The following is a 20,218-nucleotide window of genomic DNA, read 5'->3' on the forward strand; positions in this document are numbered from 1 at the left end:
TTCTTTGGTTCAGCTTTCGACTTTGCGCAGCTTTTCTTCGTCCAGAAGCAACGCCAGAACGACGCCCACTGATACGGATATAGCCGCAAAAACAAATGCGGTATTCATACCTGCGTCAAAGGCGGTGGCGATGGCGGCCTTTACCTTTTCCGTTTCGCCCGAGTTGAGCTTTGCCATAACTGATTTCGCGGACTCTGTCGTGAGGGTCCCGCCATTGATTGTTCTCTGATCGGCCTCGGACATGGTAATTCCTTCAGCCGCAAGTTGCTTGCCAAGGCTGGACAGGCTGGTGACATACATAAGAGCGGTTGCGCAGGCGACCGAGATTGCACCATAGACCAAGTGGGTCATGAAACTTAGCCCTCCGACCAGTCCCGCGCGTTCGGGTTTTACGGCACAGACGGCAGCTGTTCCTGACGGTCCAACCGTCAGTGTAGCGCCGAGCCCGATCATGGCCATGCCGGGTAGGATCTGAAAATATCCAAAGCCACTCGGCATCACGACAATGCTGATCGCGCCGATCGTGGCGATCAGGTAGCCCCAGAACAGCAGACGTTTCGGACCGAAGTCATTGTACAGCGTGCCAGACACTATTGACCCGACGGCCAAAAGAACCGTCAGCGGGGCAAGGCCAAGCGCCGAGTGGAAGACCGACCATCCCAGAACTTTTTGCATGTACTGAGGGAAATACAGCAATCCTACAAAGGCCGCCGACACATTGAACATGTTCAGCCCCAGCGTGATCCGAAATTCCCGGTTCTGCATCATCTGGGGCAGCAGCAAGGGTTCCTTCACGCGCTTTTCGACTTTGGGAAATGCGAAGAACAGGACCGCGCTGACGAAGAACAGCATCAGCAAGGGGGCCGAGCCCCAGCCCCAATCTGCTCCAACGTCCAACCCGTAAAGCAGCAGCAAGACCGCAAAGGACAGGATGCCCATGCCTGCAAAGTCCAGGTGCTCGCCCTTTTTGTGTTGGGTTTCGCGCTCCATCAGGATGAGCGCGGTCAGCATAGAAATCGTTGAAAATACAACATTTGCCAGAAAGAACAGTCTCCAATCCCCAGAGCTTACGGCCCACCCGCTGATAAGAGGGCCAAAAACATTGCCGCTGGTGACTCCGGCAAGGATCAGCCCCATGATCATGGCCCTATGTTCCGGTTTTGAAACCTTCGTGGCACCGAAGGCCAGGGTGCAGGGCCACACACATCCAGCGCCAACCCCTTGCAAGGCGCGCGCTGCGATCAGGAAGTCCAGGCTGGGGGAAACGAAACACATCACCGAGGAAAACAGGAAAATCGAAAGGCCGATCAGCATCATCTTGCGATGGCCAAACATGTCGCCCATGCGACCGCCCGCGACCATGGTCATGGCAAAAAACAGGGCATAGATATTCAGCACCCATTGCGTGCTGGTAATGTCGGCGTCAAAACTGTTCTCGATGGCCGGCACCAATATCAGAGCACCGGTAAAGTCGATGCCGATACCAAAACCAGTCACCATCAACGCGATGACCTTGATTATGCTGGCGCGATCCATACGCTCATCCTGATTGCCTGGAACGGCAACAATGATGCATGGATTTCAATCGAAAGATAGGGGCGCGTGGGGCTTTGACTTGGGCTGGTTACTCGTCAGCTACCTGCGCGCGCCGAAAGGCTTGCTTCAACATATCCAGTTCGGCACGCAGCAGGTCGACTTCTGCCCGCAGGTCATCCGCGGCTGGGACACCGGCTATAACCGTGAAGTCGGCGAGTTTTCGGGACGTTTCCGCATCCACAATCAAGAAGCTGTGAACCCCGTCCGACAAAGCCGCGACGGGGACGGGAACGCTCAGATCCCACCCGCCATTACTTGGCGAGAGGACTACACCATCCAATGTCTGATCCAGATAACGCACCTCGATCCGGGGCTCGTTCTGTGCTGACAGATGCCCGTGCCAGATGCCGTTTTCCAAACGAAGAGGTGTCAGAGTCGGGTGCGTCATGTTTTCAAAGCTCACAAATCAGCGCGGTAGTGGCGGCAAAAGGTCAGGTCGCGCAGCGTGACGCGGTTCATCCTTGGGCTTTCCAGGATCAGGTCCATCCAGACCTTATCGATGCGCCGTTCGTTCAGTGGCAAATGCGCCAGGTCGAAATCGACCACGTTAGTGGTATTGGTCGGATCAAGCGCCCGCAGAACCTGATCGGTGTTGGGGCCGTGCTGGATGTTCAGTCGCGCCAATATGTTCAGCGGACGCTCAGTTTCGGTATGAATATCTGTTCGGATCAGGTGCTGCTTGGTCAACCCTTGCGTAACCTCGACCGGCAGATCGACGGTCAGGGACAGGAAAGATCCATTGAACCCGAACACTTCGATCCCCAGCCCGAACGCCGCCAAGTCTTTGTCACGGGCGTTTCGCGTTTGACGCAAGCCGATTTCGGACAGGGTACAGTCATGGAACAAGGTCACATGCGAATCCATGACGGCCTTGCGAGGCGCCGACGCAACACCTGACCTTGGCAGGGGGGTGCGCCAGAGGTCGGGCCGCCAGCACCAATCTGTGCCGAGTGGCTTGGGAAATTGGGTTGATCCGATCAACGGCCGCATCAAGCGGCCATCGGCTTCATGTATCAACTTGTCCAGATGGGCGCGCAGTCTGCGCGCTTCGTCGCGTTGCTTGCGCAAATTCGACGGAGTCGCATCCGGCGCGTCCTGCGCTGCCTTACGCCATCGCGCAATGACCTTGCGGTGAATATAGCGATCCAGAAGTCTGCCCATGATCCTATCGTCTGAACTCTGTCCTTCTTTAGTCAAATACGGTGATCGGGATAAAGCGGAATTCGCGTCTTGCGGGATTAATTTTCCGTCTTCAAGGATACGGTTATGGCTGGGCAGCTCTGCCCGGCTCTGGTAGGGCAGGTGCCGTTCTTGCAATCACCCGAGTCTGTGCTTACCGTCCGGCACCTGATTGCTGTGGATCATCCGCAAAACCGCATACCCAAATTCTCGATACAAGGCCGGGGCATGGAACCCACTCTATTTTCATTCATCTGGAAGTATTCAAAGAAACAACAGCTTGTGCTGCTGGTCCTGACCGTTCTTTCATTTCCGTTCCTGTACGCCTCGCTCGAATTGCCCAAGCAGATCATCAACGATGCCATCGGCGCACCGGGTGATAGCGTTACAGTGATGGGGATCACGTTTACCCAGGTCCAGTATTTGCTGATCCTGTGTTTTGCTTTTCTGGCAACCGTGATTGCCAGCGGGTTGATGAAGATGCGGATCAACACGATGAAGGGCGTGCTGGCCGAGCGGATGCTGCGCCGCCTGCGCTTTACGCTGATCCATCGTACCATGCGGTTTCCCAAGTCTTATTTTGCCACCACCAGTCAGGGTGAGTTGGTGTCCATGATCACCTCTGAGGCCGAGCCGATGGGCGGGCTGATGGGCGACGCGATTGCCCAGCCGGTGTTTCAGTTTGGTCAGATGATGACAATCGTCACCTTCCTGTTCATGCAAAGCGTCTGGTTCGGGCTGGCCAGCATCGCCTTGATCCCGCTGCAGGCATGGTTGATCCCCAAGCTGCAGCGCCAGATCAACCTGCTGAACAAAGATCGCATTCAAGAGGTGCGGAGTCTCAGTTCGGAAATCGGCGAAAGCGCGGCGGGGATCAGTGACCTGCGCGCAAATGGCGGCTGGCGATATCGTCTGGCGCAGTTCAGCCACCGTTTGGGAACCTTGTTCGAGATCCGCTTCAAGATCTACAACAAGAAGTTCTTCATGAAGTTCCTCAATAACCTGATCACACAGATCACGCCGTTCCTGTTCTATTCGGTCGGCGGCTATCTTGCGATCAAGGGTGAGGTCACGGTTGGGGCGCTTGTCGCTGCGCTTGGTGCCTACAAGGACCTAAGCGGCCCGTGGAAGGATTTGCTGACCTACTACAATCAGGTTCAGGACATGTCCCTGAGGTGGGAAATCGTGACCGAGCGGTTCGCCCCAGACAACATGATCCCAGAAGACCTGTTCGTGGGTGAACCCGAAACAATCCCGCACCTGACCGGTGATATCCAGTTGCACAACATCACGGTTCGTGACGATGACGGCAAAACGATACTTGAGGATATCGACCTGACTATTCCAAAAGGCGCGCGCGTGGCGATTCAATCGTCAAACGCTGCCGAACGCAGCGCCCTGGCGCAGTTGCTGACGCGAGAGATTTTACCTGTGCAAGGAGAGGTCATCGTTGCTGGGCACGATCTGCAGGAATTGCATCAGGCCGTCATCGCGGCCCGGATCGGGTACGCCTATTCTCGTCCTTACCTGTTTGATGGGACACTGGGCGACAACCTGTTGATGCCGCTTCGGACACATCCGCAAAGCCAGGAGGAAACGCAACAGGCACCCACCCGCTGGCAGATTGAGGCCGAGCGTGCCGGAAACCCCGTGGATTCACTGTCTGAGGAATGGATAGACCCGGGCTTGGCCGGTTTGGAGGACATCGACGACATCCGTGACTGGTGGTTCCAACTGGTCGAGGCGATGGGCATTGACGAGTTCATGTTCCGCCGCACGTTGCGAAGTCAGTTCGACCCAGTACAACACCCCGCGCTGGCGCGGGACATTGTGGGGCTTCGTGGACTGATTGCCGAGCGGCTCAGGGAAAAGGGGCTAGACCGTTATGTCTACCGTTTTGATCCGGAACTGTTCAATCCGACTGTTCCGCTAGGCGGGAACTTGCTTTACGCCGCGCCGTCGCGGGATATTTCGCCGGATATTCTGGCCGGTGACGGGCGGTTCATGTCGATGTTGCGCGCCCATGATCTGGATGATGACGCGATGGGCATTTCAAGCGCTGTATTGAAAACCCTGAACCAGACGTTTGGGCGTGATGGCACGGACCACCCGCTGTTCCTGCGGCTGGGTATGACCAAGGACATGTATTACCGGCTGCTGGACATCGAGGAACGACGCACGGCCAAGGGTGACGACGCGATCAGCGAACGCGAACGGGCTCTGCTTTTGACTGTCCCCTTCCTATTGACGGCCGAACAGATCGGCCCGGATTTCCCTGATGAATACAAGGATAAAATCCTCTCGATCCGAAGCGGTCAGGCGGAAAGGCTGCGTGCCTCGATGAACGGAATGTTTATCCCGGTTGATCCCGACGCCTATATCGAGCGGATGACGGCAATGGAAAACGCGTTGTTCGGGCGTATCTCGCTGACGGCCGGTGCGCATGCGGACGAAATTGAGGATGTTGTCGCCGAGGCAATGAATGAGGCGGGACTGCGCCGTCGCGCGGCTGCCATAATCTATGACCTCCCCTCGGGGCTGGGTGGAAACAACCTGCCGACGGTTTTCCAGGAAAGGGCTGCGTTCTCGCGCGCGGGTATCAAGCGGCCTGATGTGCTGATCCTCGACAAGGCGCTGGCCAGCCACGATTCGGAAAGCCGCCTGCGCACCCGGCTGAAACTGCGCGAATTGCTACCAGACTCCATTATGATTTTCATGGAGGATCACTTCGCGCATCCAGAGGCATATGACCTGTTTGTCGAAATCAAGGATGGGCGCATCGACGGTGTCTCGAAAACGCTCATCGAGGACGAAGCGGGCGCGATCGCCGATCTGAGCCGCAAGCTGAAGATCATATCTTCGACCGAATTGTTCTCGGGTATTGATGGTAAAAACCAACGTCTTCTGGCGTTTTCGGCGCAGTGGTACGAAGTCGCTGCGGGTCAGGTGATTTTCTCGCGGGGTCAGGCACCGGATGCCGCCTATCTTTGCATCTCGGGTGAAGCCAGTCTGGAATGGCCCGAGGACGGCGGAGGTTCCAGATCGATCTCGACGGTCGAGCCCGGTCGCCTGATCGGGGACTTGTCGATCATCACAGGTGATCCAAGACAGTTGAACCTGGTTGCGATCAGCGATTGTTCGTTCCTTCGGATCGGCGCTGAGGAATTGCGCGCGGTGGTGGAAAGCGATGCGAGTGTCGCGGTTCAACTGCTGGAAACGGTTGCAGGTTATCTGACTACGCTTGCGGATCGAATAAACGCATCCAAAGATTCGACCGTATTCTTCGACGAGTCGGAGCAGACAGAAAGTGAAAGCGAACGTGCCTGAATCCCGCCCCGCCTCATACGCTGCTCACGAAGGTCTTGTCTCTGGCGTCCGGGCAAGGCCCGAGCTTTGGCGGCTGCTTGTTGGTCTCGGTATTGTCGCGGCAGTCGTGACTGTCCTGAACCTTGTTCTTTTCAGCGTTGTGGTCGGTTTTGCGTCCCATGAGTGGACCGAAGCGTTTCTAACGGGTTCTTCACCCTTCGCGATGCTGATTCTACTATCCAGCTTTTGTTTTGTTACCTTGGGTGTCTGGCTGGCGGTCCGACGACTTCAGCGAAGAACCCTGAGTTCGGTTCTGGGACCATTTCGCGAAACTGTTGCGCAGTTCTGGCTCGTTTTCAGGGCACTTTTGATTCTTGGCGTCGCGGTTGTTGTTTTGCCGCCCTATGACATGGGCGCGGCGCTGACACCAAACGTGGAATTAACGACTTGGATCCTTCTTCTTCCTCTATCGCTGATCGCCGTGCTGATTCAGACCAGTGCCGAAGAAGTGCTGTTTCGGGGCTATATACAGCAAAGCCTCGCCGCACGTTTCCGATCTCCGATCATTTGGATGGGCCTTCCGTCGCTTTTGTTTGCTCTTGGTCACTACGCGCCCGCCGCAGCCGGTGAAAACGCAGGTTTAATCGCGCTTTGGTCCTGTGTGTTCGGGCTTTTTGCGGCTGACCTGACAGCTCGGTCCGGCACGTTGGGTCCGGCTATCGCCATGCATTTCTTCAATAATATGGTGGCTTTGCTGATTATTTCCCTGCCAGACAACCTAAGCGGTTTGGCACTGTTTATTTTGCCCTATGATATGTCGAATACCAGTGCGCTGCGGGCGTGGTTGTATGTGGACTTCGCGGTTATGCTTGTTAGCTGGCTGACTGCGCGCCTTGCGCTCAGGCGCTGATTGCATTTCTTTCCGTAGCGTCTTATTTGACCTCCAAGCCGCACTAGCAAGGTTCCGATATGAACTGGATCACAAATTACGTCCGCCCCCGGATCAACTCGATCTTCTCGCGTCGGGAAGTGCCCGAAAACCTTTGGCACAAATGCAATGAGTGCGGGACGATGCTGTTTCACCGCGAGCTGGCGGAGAACCAGAATGTCTGTACCCAGTGTGACCATCACATGGCCATCACACCGCGGGACCGATTCCAGCATTTGTTTGATGGCGGAATCTTCACCGAAGTAGACGTTCCCGCCCCAAAGGACGACCCGCTGCAATTCCGGGATCAGAAAAAATACCCGGACCGCATGAAGGCGGCTCAGAAAAAGACCGGCGAAAAAGAAGCGATGCTTGTCGCCAAGGGTGAAATCGGGCGCACGCCGATCGTTGCTGCGGCACAGGACTTTTCTTTCATGGGCGGGTCGATGGGCATGTATGTCGGCAACGCCATCATTGCCGCCGCTCAAGAAGCGGTAAAGCTCAAGCGGCCGTTGATCCTGTTCTCGGCTGCAGGTGGCGCACGGATGCAGGAAGGTATTCTAAGCCTGATGCAAATGCCGCGTACCACGGTGGCGGTTGAAATGCTAAAGGAAGCCAACCTGCCTTACATCGTCGTCCTGACCCACCCGACCACAGGCGGGGTCACGGCGTCATACGCGATGCTTGGCGACGTGCATATCTCGGAACCCAACGCTCTGATCTGCTTTGCCGGGCCGCGCGTGATTGAACAAACCATCCGCGAGAAACTGCCCGAAGGGTTCCAACGCGCGGAATACCTGTTGGATCACGGGATGTTGGATCGGGTGACCAAGCGTACAGAAATGCGTGAGGAACTGATCACCATCACGCGGATGTTGATGAACCAGCCTCCTGCTGTCAAAGGTGATCTTCCAGCTCCCAAACCTGAAGAAGCCCAGCCTGATAATTCGGCTGACACTGCGGAAGATAAATGACTCCTCAGTCCTCGGACCTCATCCTCGAACGGATGATGGCGCTTCATCCCAAGATCATTGACCTGACCTTGGATCGCGTCTGGCGTTTGCTTGGTGCTTTGGACAATCCGCAGGAAAAACTGCCGCCCGTCATCCATATTGCTGGAACAAACGGCAAAGGGTCGACGCAAGCCATGATCCGAGCCGGGTTGGAAGGGGCCGGGCTGAAGGCTCATGCCTATACTTCACCCCACTTGGCGCGGTTTCACGAACGGATTCGTCTCGCCGGAGAGCTGATTTCCGAACCCGCACTGACCGAACTGCTGGACGAGTGTTACGCCGCGAATAACGGTGAAAACATCACGTATTTTGAGATCACAACATGTGCCGCGCTTCTGGCCTTTTCGCGCTCGGCTGCGGACTACACCCTGCTCGAAGTCGGGCTGGGCGGACGTCTGGATGCGACAAATGTTGTGCACGAACCCGCGGTGACAGTGATCACGCCAATATCCATCGACCATGAACAATTTCTGGGGAATACCCTTGGAAAGATCGCGGCCGAGAAAGCGGGCATCATCAAACCCGGAGTCCCGTGTATCGTTGGGCCGCAACAGGATGAAGCGCTGGAGGTGATTGAATACACCGCCGCACGCTTTGGCGCGCCCCTGTTGGTTCACGGCCAACACTGGCATGTCGTCGAAGAAAACGGGCGTCTGGTGTATCAGGACGAAACAGGCCTGCGTGACCTGCCGCTGCCGAATCTTCTGGGCGCACACCAGATTCAGAACGCAGGCGCTGCCCTTGCCGTTCTGCGGCATCTGGAACTGGGCGACGACGCGTACGAAGCTGCGGTCACAAAGGCCGAGTGGCCCGCCCGGATGCAACGCTTGAAATCCGGCCCTTTGGTCGAGCAAGCCCAAGATGCTGAACTATGGCTGGACGGAGGCCACAATGCCGCCGCAGGTGCCGCGCTCGCGGATGTGCTTGCGAAACTGCCATCGCGTCCGACGCATATGATCTGCGGTATGCTGAACACAAAGGATGTGACCGGGTACCTGAGGCCGTTGGCTGATCAATGTCAAAGCCTGACCGCGGTATCAATTCCCGGCGAGGCAGCAACCCTAAGCGCGGATGAGACAGCAGCCGCAGCCTCACAAGTGGGATTGACATCAACCACGGCAGGCAGCGTCACAGAGGCTCTCAAGTCCATTGTCGATAGTGATCCACAGGCCCGCGTCCTGATCTGCGGCTCCCTTTATCTGGCCGGGAACATTCTCCGCGAAAACGCCTAGCACTTCACCTGGCCTAAAAATATCCCGGGGGAGGCGCGCAAAGCGCGGCGGGGGCAGAGCCCCCTATTTCCCCCAATCCTGATCCTGCATCTCTCGCAGGCGCGACGCGGTACGCTCAAACTCAAAGGTTCCCTCTCCCTCGACATACAGCATCTCAGGCTCGGCCGCTGCCGAACAAATCAGTCGCACCCGGGCCTCGTATAACGCGTCGATCAATGTCACAAAGCGCTTGGCTTCATTGAAGTTGTTGCGCGACAGGCGCGGAACATCTTCGAGTACCAGAACCTTTACGACTTCAGCGATGGCAAGATAGTCCGCCGGCCCCAGCATTCGTCCGCAAAGATCATAAAAGCTGGCCCGCGCGACGCCGTTCCGAAAGGCAGGCAACTCAACGGATCGTCCATTGACCTGCAAAATCAACGGCTCGGCGGCTCCTCCGGACAGATCGTTCCAGACAGACTTGATGCTCTGCCGCGCTTCCGGTCCAATCGGAGTGAAATAGACCGGAGCACCTTCCAGACGGTTTTGGCGGTAGTCAGTCGGCGAGACCAATTCCCACACCTGCAACTGTTCTTTGATATGCGCAATGAATGGCAAGAAAAGCTGCCGGTTCAGACCATCCTTGTACAAGTCATCCGGATGGCGGTTTGAGGTTGTAATAACCACGACGCCACCTGCGTGTAACAGATCGAACAGGCGACCGACTATCATCGCGTCCGTGATGTCAGTAATCTGCATTTCGTCAAACGCCAGCAGTCTAACGGATTTGACCACGGCGTCAGCGACAGGGGCCAAGGCATCCTCTACACCTTCATTGCGGGCTTTGTGCATCCCTGCGTGGATTTCCTGCATGAATGCGTGAAAGTGCACCCGCCGCGCTGGGATGTTTTCAAGCGCCTCGACAAACATATCCATCAACATCGATTTGCCGCGCCCAACACCACCCCACAGGTATAACCCTTTGGGCGGCGGAGGAGCCTTGCGGAAGAAGCCTCGTTTGACCGGTGTGGACAGCGCTGATCGGATTCGTTCAAATTGGGGAAGAACTGCTTCTTGTGCGTCATCCCGTGTCAACGAGCCGTCAGCGACGCGCGCCTCGTAAAGCCTAATCAAATCCGTCATATCCCGAGGCATACCCTCCGCTCTGTCCGTTGAAAAGCAGCCATTTGAACGTCATATCAAATTTGCTTATCTGATGTCTCAAAACTCCTGAATTGACCCGCGGATGATTTCGGCTACCGTCCCGCTTTCCAGAGTTCGAGGATCCAATGCCGCAATCTGCCCGCCTGATAAATCCAATCCTGGTCGTGGGATGTATCATAGTCACGGTCAGTTTCGCCGTTCGTGCGTCTTTTGGTGTTTTTCAGATTCCAATCGCTGACGAGTTCGGTTGGCTGCGCACGGACTTTTCGATGGCGATCGCGATCCAGAACCTTGCATGGGGGATAGGTCAGCCGATTTTTGGAGCCATTGCCGAAAAGGTAGGAGACAGGCGTGCAATCTTCTTGGGCGCGTTGACCTATGCGGCGGGTATGGTGCTGTCGGCCTGGTCCGTTACCCCCTTTGAGCACCAGATGTATGCATGGCTGGTGGGCTTTGGCATTGCTGGTACTGGTTTCGGCGTCATTCTGGCTGTGGTTGGCCGCGCCTCCTCGGATGAAAACCGGTCGATGTCGCTTGCGATCGTGACGGCCGCGGGCAGCTTCGGGCAGGTTTTAGGCGCTCCGGCGGCAGAGTGGATGTTGACGTTCCTGCCCTGGCAGCAAGTCTTCATCGTATTCGCCGTCGTTATTCTGGCTTTGGTGGTGACCTTGCCTTTCATGCGCGCACCGCAAGCCATCAGCAGGGACGAGCTGAAAGAAAGCATGGGCCGGATTTTGACCAAAGCCTTCAGGGACCCATCCTATACGCTGATCTTTTTGGGCTTTTTTAGTTGCGGCTATCAGCTTGGCTTCATAACCGCCCACTTTCCTGCTTTCGTGACCGAAATGTGTGGCCCGATCCAACCGGGAGGTGTTCTTCATTCAATCGGCATTACGTCCACTTCGGCTTTGGGGGCCGTATCAATTTCTCTGATAGGAATGGCAAATATAGCCGGCACACTTTTGGCAGGCTGGGCTGGAAATCATTTCCCTAAAAAGTACCTCCTGGCCGGGATCTATACAGCTCGTACGCTGGCGGCGGCGGCCTTCATAATCTTTCCGATTACGCCGGTTTCCGTTGTGGTCTTTTCGCTGGTAATGGGGTCTCTCTGGCTGGCGACGATACCGCTTACATCAGGGCTGGTCGCACACCTCTACGGCCTGCGCTACATGGGCACTCTCTACGGGATCATCTTTTTCAGCCATCAGCTTGGCAGCTTCCTGGGTGTTTGGCTGGGTGGCCGTTTATATGACCAATACGGAGACTACACCTTTGTCTGGTGGATCGGAGTCGCCATTGGCGCGTTCAGTGCAATCGTCCACTTGCCAATACGCGAAAACAGAGTTGCAGTCGCTGCCTGATCTAAACGGCTTCGCTCGGCTTCAATAATCCTTCGGCTACCAGTCGCTTTGCCCAACCCTGCGGTCCGTCGAAATGGTGTGTCTGCCAGCCCCGTGATTGTGCCGTTTCGATATTTTCCATCCGATCGTCGGTGAACAGCAACGTCTCAGGTGGCAGCCCACAATCTTCCTCGACCATCTGGTAAATTGGGATATGCGGTTTCACGGCCCGCATCCTTCCCGAGACATAGTGCCGGTCGAATTCGTTTAAGAACGGGTAAACAGTTGTAGCAAAGTCAAAATTCTGGACCCCGAAATTTGTAAGAGCATAAACCGGGATACCGTTTGCACGCAGCGCGCGCTGGAGGCGAACAGAATGAGGGATTTCAGGTGCGGCAAGCTCGATCCACTTGTCATGCCACATTCGGATTTCTTCGCGCCAGTCGGGGTAATTCTCAGCCCAGTCATAAATCGTTTCGGTAAAGTGATGGCCCTGATCAACAAGGTCATTCATTCCGTGCAAATCCACTTCGGCAAACATTGCCCGGCGACGATCTTCTCCGATCACCTTGTCGTAGTAACGCTCGGGCTGCCACTCGATTAGAACATTTCCAATGTCGAAAATTACGGCTTCAACCGGCATGAGCGCACCTGTACTGCGAAATTCTATCGCCACCGACTGAACCAATATAAACAAGGATTTACAAGGCCCAACCGCAGCGCGCAGCGCTGCACGGCCCAACCGGACGAGCGCATCTTTGATGTGCGTCTGACGGGCGGGAGTGCTAACCCCTCAACGCGCTCCTGAGTTCTCGTTCCAAAGCATCCAGAAACCGAGACCGGTCCGCCTTGCCGAACGGCTTACCACCGCCGCCCGTACCCAACGGATTGGCCGCGCGCAGGTCGGCCATCAGGTCGCGCATCGCCAGTTGCTGCCCGATATTTGCCGCAGTGAAGGTTTCGCCGTTGGGTCGCAGGACCCGCGCGCCAGCCTCCACACATTTTGCGGCAAGCGGGATGTCGGATGTGACGACAACGTCGCGTGGCCCACAACGCTCGGCAATCCATTTGTCAGCCACATCCGCGCCCTCCGGCACGATCACAGTCTGCACCAGAGGGTTCGAGGACGGGCGCAGCCCTCCGTTCGACACCAGCTTCAGGGGCACTTTGTGCCGGGTGGCCACACGTTCGGCTTCGGCCTTCACCGGGCAGGCGTCTGCATCGATGTAGAGAGTCGTCACGCTTTTTTCGCCTGTGTCTGGACCGGCTTTTTGCGCACCTTGAACTCCTCGGGAATTGGCATGCGGTTGAAGGCATCCAGCCCCGCGATCTTGTAGGCTTCGGCCAGCGTGGGATAGTTGAAAGTGTTCTGCACGAAATAATCCACCGTGCCTTTCAGGTTCAATACAGCCTGGGCGATATGGATCAGTTCTGTGGCACCTTCACCCACGATCTGCACGCCCAGAACCCGACGTGTTTTCAATGAAAACAGCATCTTCAACATTCCGTGCTCTAACCCCATTATGTGCCCGCGCGAGGTCTCGCGGAACCGCGCGACACCGACCTCATAGGGGATTCCGCGTTCCTGCAACTCTTCCTCGGACATGCCGCAGGTGGAAATTTCGGGCACCGAGTAGATGCCATAGGGGTACCAGGGGCTTTCCGGCAGGGTAGGGGTTTCAAGCGCATGGCACGCTGCGACGCGCCCTTGCTGCAACGAGGTAGAGGCCAGCGAAGGGTGTCCGATCACGTCACCGGTTGCGTAGATATGGGGCACGGCGGTCTGATAGGTTTTGCGGTCCACTGTGATTCGGTTGCGGTGGTCCGTCTCCAATCCAACGGCCTTTAGGTTCAGGGCGGATGTTGCGCCCATTCTACCGGCAGCGAACAACAGCATCTCGGCGCGAACATGACGCCCGTTTGCCATCGTCACTTCAACATGCCCCCCGGCATCTTCGATTTTCTCAACCGCCGAACCCAGCCGCAGGTCGACACCGTTTTCGCGAATCTGGTGGGTAAAGTCGTGGATTAATCGGCTGTCGATGAAATCCAGGAAGGTATCGCGCGGTTCGATCAATGTCACCCGCACGTCCAGCGCCGAGAACATGGTTGCGTATTCGACACCAATCACTCCGGCCCCGATCACGACCAGAGAACGCGGAATCTCGGCCATTTCCAGAAAGTCGTCGCCGTCAACGACGGTCTTGCCGTTAAATGGCACATAGTCGGGGCGGTACGTTTTTGTGCCTGTGGCAATCAGGAATTTCGAGGCCGTCAGACGCGTGGTTTCGCCTGCATCCGTGGCTACCTCGACCTCATGCGGCCCTACAAACCTTGCCAGACCATTCAGGGTTTCAACATGGTTTCGGTTGAACTGATGCTCTAGCACATCAACCTCATGGTCCAACGTCATGTGCAACCGGGCCTTCAGGTCTTCGGCGCGGATTTGATCTTTTACCCTGTAGGACCGGCCATAAAAGCTGCGTTCGCGCCAGCCCGAGAGGTTCAGCACTGTCTCGCGCAGGGTTTTCGACGGAATCGTGCCGGTATGAACCGAGACGCCTCCGAAGCGGTCCTTTCGGTCGACAACCAATACACGCCGTTTCAGCTTGCCTGCCTGAATCGCAGCCGCACGTCCTGACGGGCCTGATCCGATGATGATCAGGTCAAAATCATATTCGCTCATGCCTCAGTCTCCGTATAGCGCCTCGGCGTGGAATGAGATGTGGTCTTCCATGAAGGTCGACACAAAGAAATACGAGTGGTCATAGCCGGGCTGTAGTCGAAAGGTTGCCTGTTGGCGACGCTCTGCAATGGCCTGCGCCAGTTTTTCCGGTCGCAGCAGGTCGATAAACTGATCGTTGGCCCCCGTATCGATCAGAATGGGGCCGTCAAAGCCCTTTTCTTTCATCAATAGCGCTGCATCATGTTTGACCCACTTCGCCTCGTCCTCGCCCAAATAGGCGCTCAATTGCTTGCGGCCCCAATCTGCTCCGGTTGGGTTGGAAATTGGTGCAAAGGCGGAAACTGACCGGTATCTTCCGGGCAGGTTCATCGCGAGGGTCAGCGCGCCGTGACCCCCCATTGAATGGCCCGTGATTGCTTGTCGGTCGCCGTCAATGGCGAAACGATTGATCAGCAATGCCGGCAATTCCTCGGCCACGTAGTCCCACATGTTGAAATGCGGTGCCCAAGGTTCCTGTGTTGCGTTCACGTAGAACCCGGCCCCTTGCCCCAAATCATAGTCGTCATGGTCGGCGATGCCTTCGCCGCGCGGAGAAGTGTCGGGGAACACCACAGCGATACCCTGTTCTGCGGCCCACGCCTGTGCACCTGCCTTGGTCATCGCATTTTCGTGGGTGCAGGTCAGGCCGGACAGGTACCACAAAACCGGGACGGGGCCGTCCTTGGCCTCGGCAGGCAGAAACAGGCCAAATGTCATATCGCACTGGCAGGCGTTAGAGGCATGGCGGTAGACGCCTTGAACGCCTCCGAAGCAGGCGTTTTCCGAAAGGGTTTCCATCTGGCTTGTGTCCTTACGTTAGGTTCGCGGCATGGCTATCCTTACCAAGCTCTTGCGTAAAGCCCGAGCGTGGCCGAGGGCAAGAATTCTTGGCGAATAACAAGACTAAGGCGCTCCGACCCAGGCTATGACCGCAGGTACGGTCAGGATACTTGCGACCGTGGACAACAGAATTGCTGCCGATGCCCTATGAGGGGCCACGCCATAATGTGCGGCCAGCATATAGACATTGCCAGCCACCGGCAGGGCGGCTGCGGCGATGGCAATGGATGCCGGGAAAGTGGCGACAGGAATTATCCAGATCAGAACGACGGCGACGCAAGCGGGGTGGATCACCAGCTTGCAAAAGCTCAGCCAGCCTGCGATCTGCACACGCTCGGCGGATTTGCTGGCCAATGATGCCCCGATAGCAAACAGGGCTCCGGGTGTCGCCGCTCCGCCGAGAATGGTCAGAAAATCGTTCAAGGGCGCGGGTACCGGAACTTGAAAGGCAGACCAAAGCAGCCCTGCCGAAATCGAAACGATCATGGGATTCTTGAGCAGCCCCAGACCAATCAACCGGAAAGTGGAAGGTGTCAAACGCCCGTCACGTCCGCCATTGATCAGGATCACAATCAGCGAGGAAAACACCACCAGATCAACGGTAAGAACCAGCATGACCGGTCCAATAGCGGCTTCGGTGAACAGGAGGGCCAACATCGGCAGGCCCAAAAAGCCGACATTGCCGATTGCCGCGCATTGCGCTTCGACCGCAGCGGTGGGGATATCCAGCCCCCTGATCCATGCAACGCACGAAGCCAGAGCGTAAACCGCCGCTGTGCCAACAAGATAGCCAATCACCAGCCGCGCGTTGAAAATTTCCGCGAAGGGAAGTGTGGCCGCGAATCGAAACAGCATCGCCGATAACGCAAAGAAGAAAACGAACTTGGTCAGGTATGCCGTTGCTTCTTCTGAAAAGAACCGGCTGCGCCCAGCCCAGAATCCCAGGCCGATGATCGCAAAAAAGGGAAGCGTGCGCAGAAAGATATCGACCATGCCCAGAGTGTTAGCATGGTTTGTCTCAGCGACAAGGCACGACGCACCCGTTGATCTGGCTGACAGCCCCCAACGGCCAGTCCATTCTCCGGCATGGTAAAATTGCCGTGCTCAACCGTTCCAAAAGGGAGCAGCCTGTGCGAATCGTTGAATCTGAACTGAACGGTTTATAAACTCGAAATCCGCATCCGAGGAGAGATCATGTCCGAAACAGCCGCCATTCTGCGTACAGGTCGAAAGTTCGATCAAGTGGTGCGCGGAGCCCGAGAGGTGTTCATGGCGGATGGCTTTGAAGGGGCAAGCGTCGATGACATCGCGCGCGCGGCCGGAGTTTCCAAGGCCACGCTTTACAGCTATTTCCCCGACAAACGCCTGTTGTTCATGGAAGTCGCCCAGACAGAATGCAGTCGAATGGCGGAAAACGTCGTGTCGATGGTCGACGATTCCAAGCCTGTGCGCGAGGTTCTGACCCTTGCAGCAACCCAGTTGACCACTTTCCTTGTTTCCGAATTCGCGCAGCAAGTATTCCGCATTTGCGTAGCCGAGCGTGACAGGTTTCCTGAACTGGGACAGGCGTTTTACGAAGCGGGTCCCAAGAACGGCGCGCGTCACTTGGTGGAATATCTGCAAAAGGCGGTGGACAAGGGCGAATTGGCGATTGAAGACCTGCAGATTGCAGCCGAGCAGTTCTCCGAGCTTTGTAAAGTGCGGGTTTGGTCGCGTGCCGCTTTCGGTATTCAGACCAGCTTTTCCCAGGCTGAGATAAACGAAGTCGCGTTGCAAGCGGTGGACATGTTCATGGCGCGCTACGCGGTTTGAACCCAGTGATCCCAAACGATGTCTAAAAAATGTGCATGCACCTGCGGGTGTGGCGCTGGAACGACTGTTCGATTTGACAGGCTGACAGTTCTGGAAAAACATCGGGCGGACGAAGCGAAGGGCATGTAACTTTTGACGACCGAGAATTCCAGCTTTTCCCGACGCCTGAACGACTTGCTTGTTCAGATATACCCTGAACACGATCAATCAGAGTTGGCGCACCAGATCGTTGAAGCCTTCTGGCCTCCTGAAACTCACAGGCGCAAGCAGGGGCGTAAGCCCGGCAACAAGCTGTGGTCGGAAAAGGACAGCGTTCTAATAACCTACGGCAATTCGATCGAGGATCAGGCACACAAGCCCTTGGACCTGCTGCACGATTTCCTCGTGCGACACTTGAGCGGGGTGGTAAACGGCGTTCACATCCTGCCATTTTTCCCGTTTACATCTGACGACGGATTCGCGGTTTCCGACTACTACAGCGTCAGTGCTCAGCTGGGTGACTGGCCAGACATCACCCGTATCGCGGATGATTTTCATCTGATGTCCGATCTTGTGTTAAATCACGTCTCAAGTCAGGGCGCGTGGTTCACCAACTACCTTCAGGGCAAGTCACCACACGACCGGTTTTTCTTTGAAGCATCACCCGAGGACGATCTTTCCGAAGTTGTGCGGCCTCGTACCACGCCTTTGCTGCGACAGGTCGAAACAAGTGATGGTGAGAAGTACGTATGGTGCACCTTCAGCCACGATCAGGTTGATCTGGATTTCTCGAACCCAGAGGTTCTGGTTGAAATGCTACGGATCATCCGCCTGCATATCGACAAGGGTGTTCGGATATTACGACTGGATGCTGTGGCCTTTATCTGGAAGGAAATCGGCACCAACTGCATTCATTTGCCGCAAACCCACGCGATCGTCCAATTACTTAGACTGCTGTGCGACTACGCCACTGAAACACTTGTACTGCTGACCGAAACAAACGTCCCGCGCACCGAGAACCTGAGTTACTTCGGCAACCGGAACGAGGCGCATGCCGTCTATAATTTCCCACTCCCCCCCTTGATCCTGCACGCAATGCAGTCGGGCACGGCGCAATATTTGTGTGAATGGCAGGCTGCGATGCCACCGGCCCAGTTGGGGTGCGCGTATTTGAATTTCACCGCCAGTCACGACGGAATAGGAATGCGCCCGGCAGAAGGATTGCTGCCGCCCGACGAGAAAGAGCGCATGATCGACACGGTGCGCCGGATTGGTGGTCTGGTTTCGATGCGTACCCTTCCGGATGGGCGCGAGGAACCCTACGAGTTGAACTGCGGCTATTTTGAAGCCATGCGCGAGACGTTCCATGGCGAAGATCGCTATCATCTGGCGCGGTTCATATGCTCACAAACCATCGTGATGTCACTTGAGGGTATTCCGGCATTTTACATTCATTCGCTTCTGGCGACTCCGAACGATCACGCGGCCGTGGAACGTCGCGGTATGAACAGGGCGATCAACCGTCACCGCTGGCACTATCCTGACCTTTTGGCGCGGCTTGCAGATCCAGGCTCTAATCAGGCGCTTGTGCTTTCGGAATTGTCCCGTCGTTTACGTTTGCGCGCTCAACAGCCTGCGTTCCACCCGAATGCCACGCAGTTCACCCTGCGGCTGGATGAACGCGTGTTTGGCATATGGAGACAAAGCCTGGACCGCAGCCAGTCAATCTTTGCGCTGCACAACGTCTCGGCCGAACAGGTCCACGTCAGTCCTGCCGAGATCAACATGATTGCCGAAGAAGTATGGACCGATGCCCTAACCGGAGAGATCCTGCCCACAAATGGGCCAGATATCGTTCTGGCCCCTTATCAGTGCCGCTGGATCACGAACGCGGAGTAAACTCGTCGAGATCGCTGGATACGGCAGCCTTCAACCGCAAAAGAAACTCTGGGTCGGCTGAATGAACGCGGTTCCATGTTGGAATGAACGGAGTCTCGTGCGGGTTGTCCAGGAATACCTGTCCGGCGCGGATGATGTTTTCGGCGAACAGCTCGATGGACTTTTCTTCTTTGTGGCGGTCCAGCTCAAGCCCGTTCATTTTGGCATCGGTGTAGTAACCCTCGAGCAGGTCCAGCGCGGATCGGTAATACGTCGCCTTGAGTGTGCGGAAAGTGTTCGGCGTAAACACCGTGCCATCGGCGGCCAGCTTTCTGAAAATCGCCTTGCAGATATCGGTGGACATACGGCTAAGGCCGCGATTGGCGTCCTCGGGCGAAAGGTCCTGATGTTTGTGGTCGTAATTGTCGGCAATCTCGACTTGGCAGACCGATTTGGGCGCAAGGTTGCGCCACGCCTCAGACAGAACGCCTATCTCAAGCCCCCAGTCCGAAGGGATACGCAAATCAGGCAAGGTGGGAGTGCGGATCGCAAACTCACCGGACAGTGGGTAACGGAAGCTGCGCAAGTAATCTAGGTAATCTCGGTCGCCAATCACCTTTTTCAAAGCAATCAGCAGGGGGCTCACCAGCAAGCGCGTCACACGACCGTTCAGCTTGCCATCCCCAATACGGGGGTAGAACCCTTTTGCCATCTGGAAAGGAAAGGTCGGGTTCACCACCGGATATACCAACCGGTCCAGCATTTCTCGGTTGTAGGTCACGATATCACAGTCGTGGATCGCCATAACGGAGCTGTCGGCGCAGGCCAGAAGGTAGCCGATGCAAGACCAGACATTCTTGCCCTTGCCGGGTTCCTGCGGTGCCAGCCCCAATTCGCTAAGATGTGTTTGCAGATGCGTCAGTCGGGGGCTGTCGTTCCAGATAACGGCGTGGTTCTGCGGTAGGTCAGAAAAGAACTCACGCGCTTTGCGGTATTGTTCTTCATCCGCTTGATCCAACCCGATAATGACACGATGAAGATAAGAAACCTGCGACAGTTCCTTCAGGATTCCGGCAAGCGCGGGTCCTTCCAGTTCGGAATACAGGCATGGCAGGATCAGAGTGATTTTTCGGGTCTCCGCAAAGACAGAAATCTCGTGCGACAGATGACCGGTGGGCCTGCTGCGCAAATTGTGCAGGGTCGTGATGTTTCCGTTCTGGTGGAAGTCTGCCATGTCTATAGCCTCG

General features: G+C 56.2%; 17 protein-coding genes. 7 read left to right on the top strand and 10 right to left on the bottom strand.

Going from position 1 to position 20,218, the window contains the following annotated elements; genetic code table 11:
• Positions 1-9: 9 nt before the first annotated feature.
• From ACR0B7_RS12400 to ACR0B7_RS12410, 3 genes are all read right to left on the bottom strand, one after another.
• Entirely contained in the window at positions 10-1,536 is a 1,527-nt protein-coding gene (locus ACR0B7_RS12400; RefSeq protein ID WP_170417116.1) for an MFS transporter, read from the bottom strand.
• Between the two features lie 88 nt (positions 1,537-1,624).
• Positions 1,625-1,984: a hypothetical protein gene (locus ACR0B7_RS12405; protein WP_170417115.1), complete on the bottom strand. Its 360-nt coding sequence runs from the start codon at positions 1,982-1,984 to the stop codon at positions 1,625-1,627.
• An 11-nt stretch (positions 1,985-1,995) separates the two neighbouring features.
• Positions 1,996-2,757: a DUF6478 family protein gene (locus tag ACR0B7_RS12410; RefSeq protein WP_170577001.1), complete on the bottom strand. Its 762-nt coding sequence runs from the start codon at positions 2,755-2,757 to the stop codon at positions 1,996-1,998.
• Between the two features lie 246 nt (positions 2,758-3,003).
• Here ACR0B7_RS12410 and ACR0B7_RS12415 point away from each other — a divergent pair, with 246 nt between their 5' ends.
• From ACR0B7_RS12415 to ACR0B7_RS12430, 4 genes are read left to right on the top strand one after another with little or no spacing between them, the layout of a single operon-like run.
• A complete protein-coding gene (locus ACR0B7_RS12415; protein ID WP_170417272.1) occupies positions 3,004-6,102 on the top strand; it encodes an ABC transporter transmembrane domain-containing protein in 3,099 nt (1,032 codons plus the stop codon).
• The gene (locus ACR0B7_RS12420) at positions 6,083-6,991 is read left to right on the top strand and encodes a CPBP family intramembrane glutamic endopeptidase (protein WP_480681581.1); all 909 of its coding nucleotides are present in this window, start codon (positions 6,083-6,085) and stop codon (positions 6,989-6,991) included. Before ACR0B7_RS12415 ends, ACR0B7_RS12420 begins: the two co-directional genes overlap by 20 nt.
• A gap of 59 nt (positions 6,992-7,050) precedes the next feature.
• Positions 7,051-7,983 (top strand): acetyl-CoA carboxylase, carboxyltransferase subunit beta, encoded by a 933-nt coding sequence (gene accD / locus ACR0B7_RS12425; RefSeq protein WP_170417111.1) that lies wholly within the window; start codon positions 7,051-7,053, stop codon positions 7,981-7,983.
• Positions 7,980-9,254, top strand: a complete 1,275-nt coding sequence (locus ACR0B7_RS12430; protein ID WP_480681583.1) for a bifunctional folylpolyglutamate synthase/dihydrofolate synthase — start codon at positions 7,980-7,982, stop codon at positions 9,252-9,254. Before accD ends, ACR0B7_RS12430 begins: the two co-directional genes overlap by 4 nt.
• A gap of 63 nt (positions 9,255-9,317) precedes the next feature.
• Here the strand turns inward: ACR0B7_RS12430 and zapE are convergent, their stop codons facing one another.
• Positions 9,318-10,376: a cell division protein ZapE gene (zapE, locus tag ACR0B7_RS12435; RefSeq protein WP_170417107.1), complete on the bottom strand. Its 1,059-nt coding sequence runs from the start codon at positions 10,374-10,376 to the stop codon at positions 9,318-9,320.
• Between the two features lie 146 nt (positions 10,377-10,522).
• Between zapE and ACR0B7_RS12440 the strand changes: the two genes are divergently transcribed.
• Positions 10,523-11,758, top strand: coding sequence for an MFS transporter (locus tag ACR0B7_RS12440; RefSeq protein WP_170417105.1), 1,236 nt, complete (start codon positions 10,523-10,525; stop codon positions 11,756-11,758).
• Position 11,759: 1 nt separating this feature from the next.
• Here the strand turns inward: ACR0B7_RS12440 and ACR0B7_RS12445 are convergent, their stop codons facing one another.
• The 5 genes from ACR0B7_RS12445 to ACR0B7_RS12465 all read right to left on the bottom strand — a co-directional run bounded on the left by ACR0B7_RS12445 (position 11,760) and on the right by ACR0B7_RS12465 (position 16,295).
• A complete protein-coding gene (locus ACR0B7_RS12445) occupies positions 11,760-12,380 on the bottom strand; it encodes an HAD family hydrolase (protein ID WP_170417103.1) in 621 nt (206 codons plus the stop codon).
• A 142-nt stretch (positions 12,381-12,522) separates the two neighbouring features.
• Entirely contained in the window at positions 12,523-12,978 is a 456-nt protein-coding gene (locus tag ACR0B7_RS12450) for a YaiI/YqxD family protein (protein ID WP_170417101.1), read from the bottom strand.
• Positions 12,975-14,423 carry a Si-specific NAD(P)(+) transhydrogenase gene (sthA, locus tag ACR0B7_RS12455; protein WP_170417099.1) on the bottom strand — a complete coding sequence of 483 codons (1,449 nt, stop codon included), beginning with the start codon at positions 14,421-14,423 and terminating at the stop codon, positions 12,975-12,977. Before sthA ends, ACR0B7_RS12450 begins: the two co-directional genes overlap by 4 nt.
• Positions 14,424-14,426: 3 nt before the next feature.
• Positions 14,427-15,260 (bottom strand): S-formylglutathione hydrolase, encoded by an 834-nt coding sequence (gene fghA, locus ACR0B7_RS12460; protein WP_170486199.1) that lies wholly within the window; start codon positions 15,258-15,260, stop codon positions 14,427-14,429.
• Positions 15,261-15,365: 105 nt separating this feature from the next.
• Complete coding sequence (locus ACR0B7_RS12465; protein ID WP_170486198.1) at positions 15,366-16,295, bottom strand: AEC family transporter; 930 nt, start codon at positions 16,293-16,295, stop codon at positions 15,366-15,368.
• Positions 16,296-16,496: 201 nt separating this feature from the next.
• Here ACR0B7_RS12465 and ACR0B7_RS12470 point away from each other — a divergent pair, with 201 nt between their 5' ends.
• Complete coding sequence (locus tag ACR0B7_RS12470) at positions 16,497-17,114, top strand: TetR/AcrR family transcriptional regulator (protein WP_170417093.1); 618 nt, start codon at positions 16,497-16,499, stop codon at positions 17,112-17,114.
• A gap of 132 nt (positions 17,115-17,246) precedes the next feature.
• Positions 17,247-18,992, top strand: a complete 1,746-nt coding sequence (locus ACR0B7_RS12475) for a sugar phosphorylase (protein WP_170417091.1) — start codon at positions 17,247-17,249, stop codon at positions 18,990-18,992.
• Here the strand turns inward: ACR0B7_RS12475 and ACR0B7_RS12480 are convergent.
• Complete coding sequence (locus ACR0B7_RS12480) at positions 18,976-20,205, bottom strand: glycosyltransferase family protein (protein ID WP_170417089.1); 1,230 nt, start codon at positions 20,203-20,205, stop codon at positions 18,976-18,978. The genes ACR0B7_RS12475 and ACR0B7_RS12480 overlap by 17 nt on opposite strands.
• Positions 20,206-20,218: the final 13 nt, after the last annotated feature.

It is taken from the genome of Ruegeria sp. BB6, from assembly GCF_056539385.1.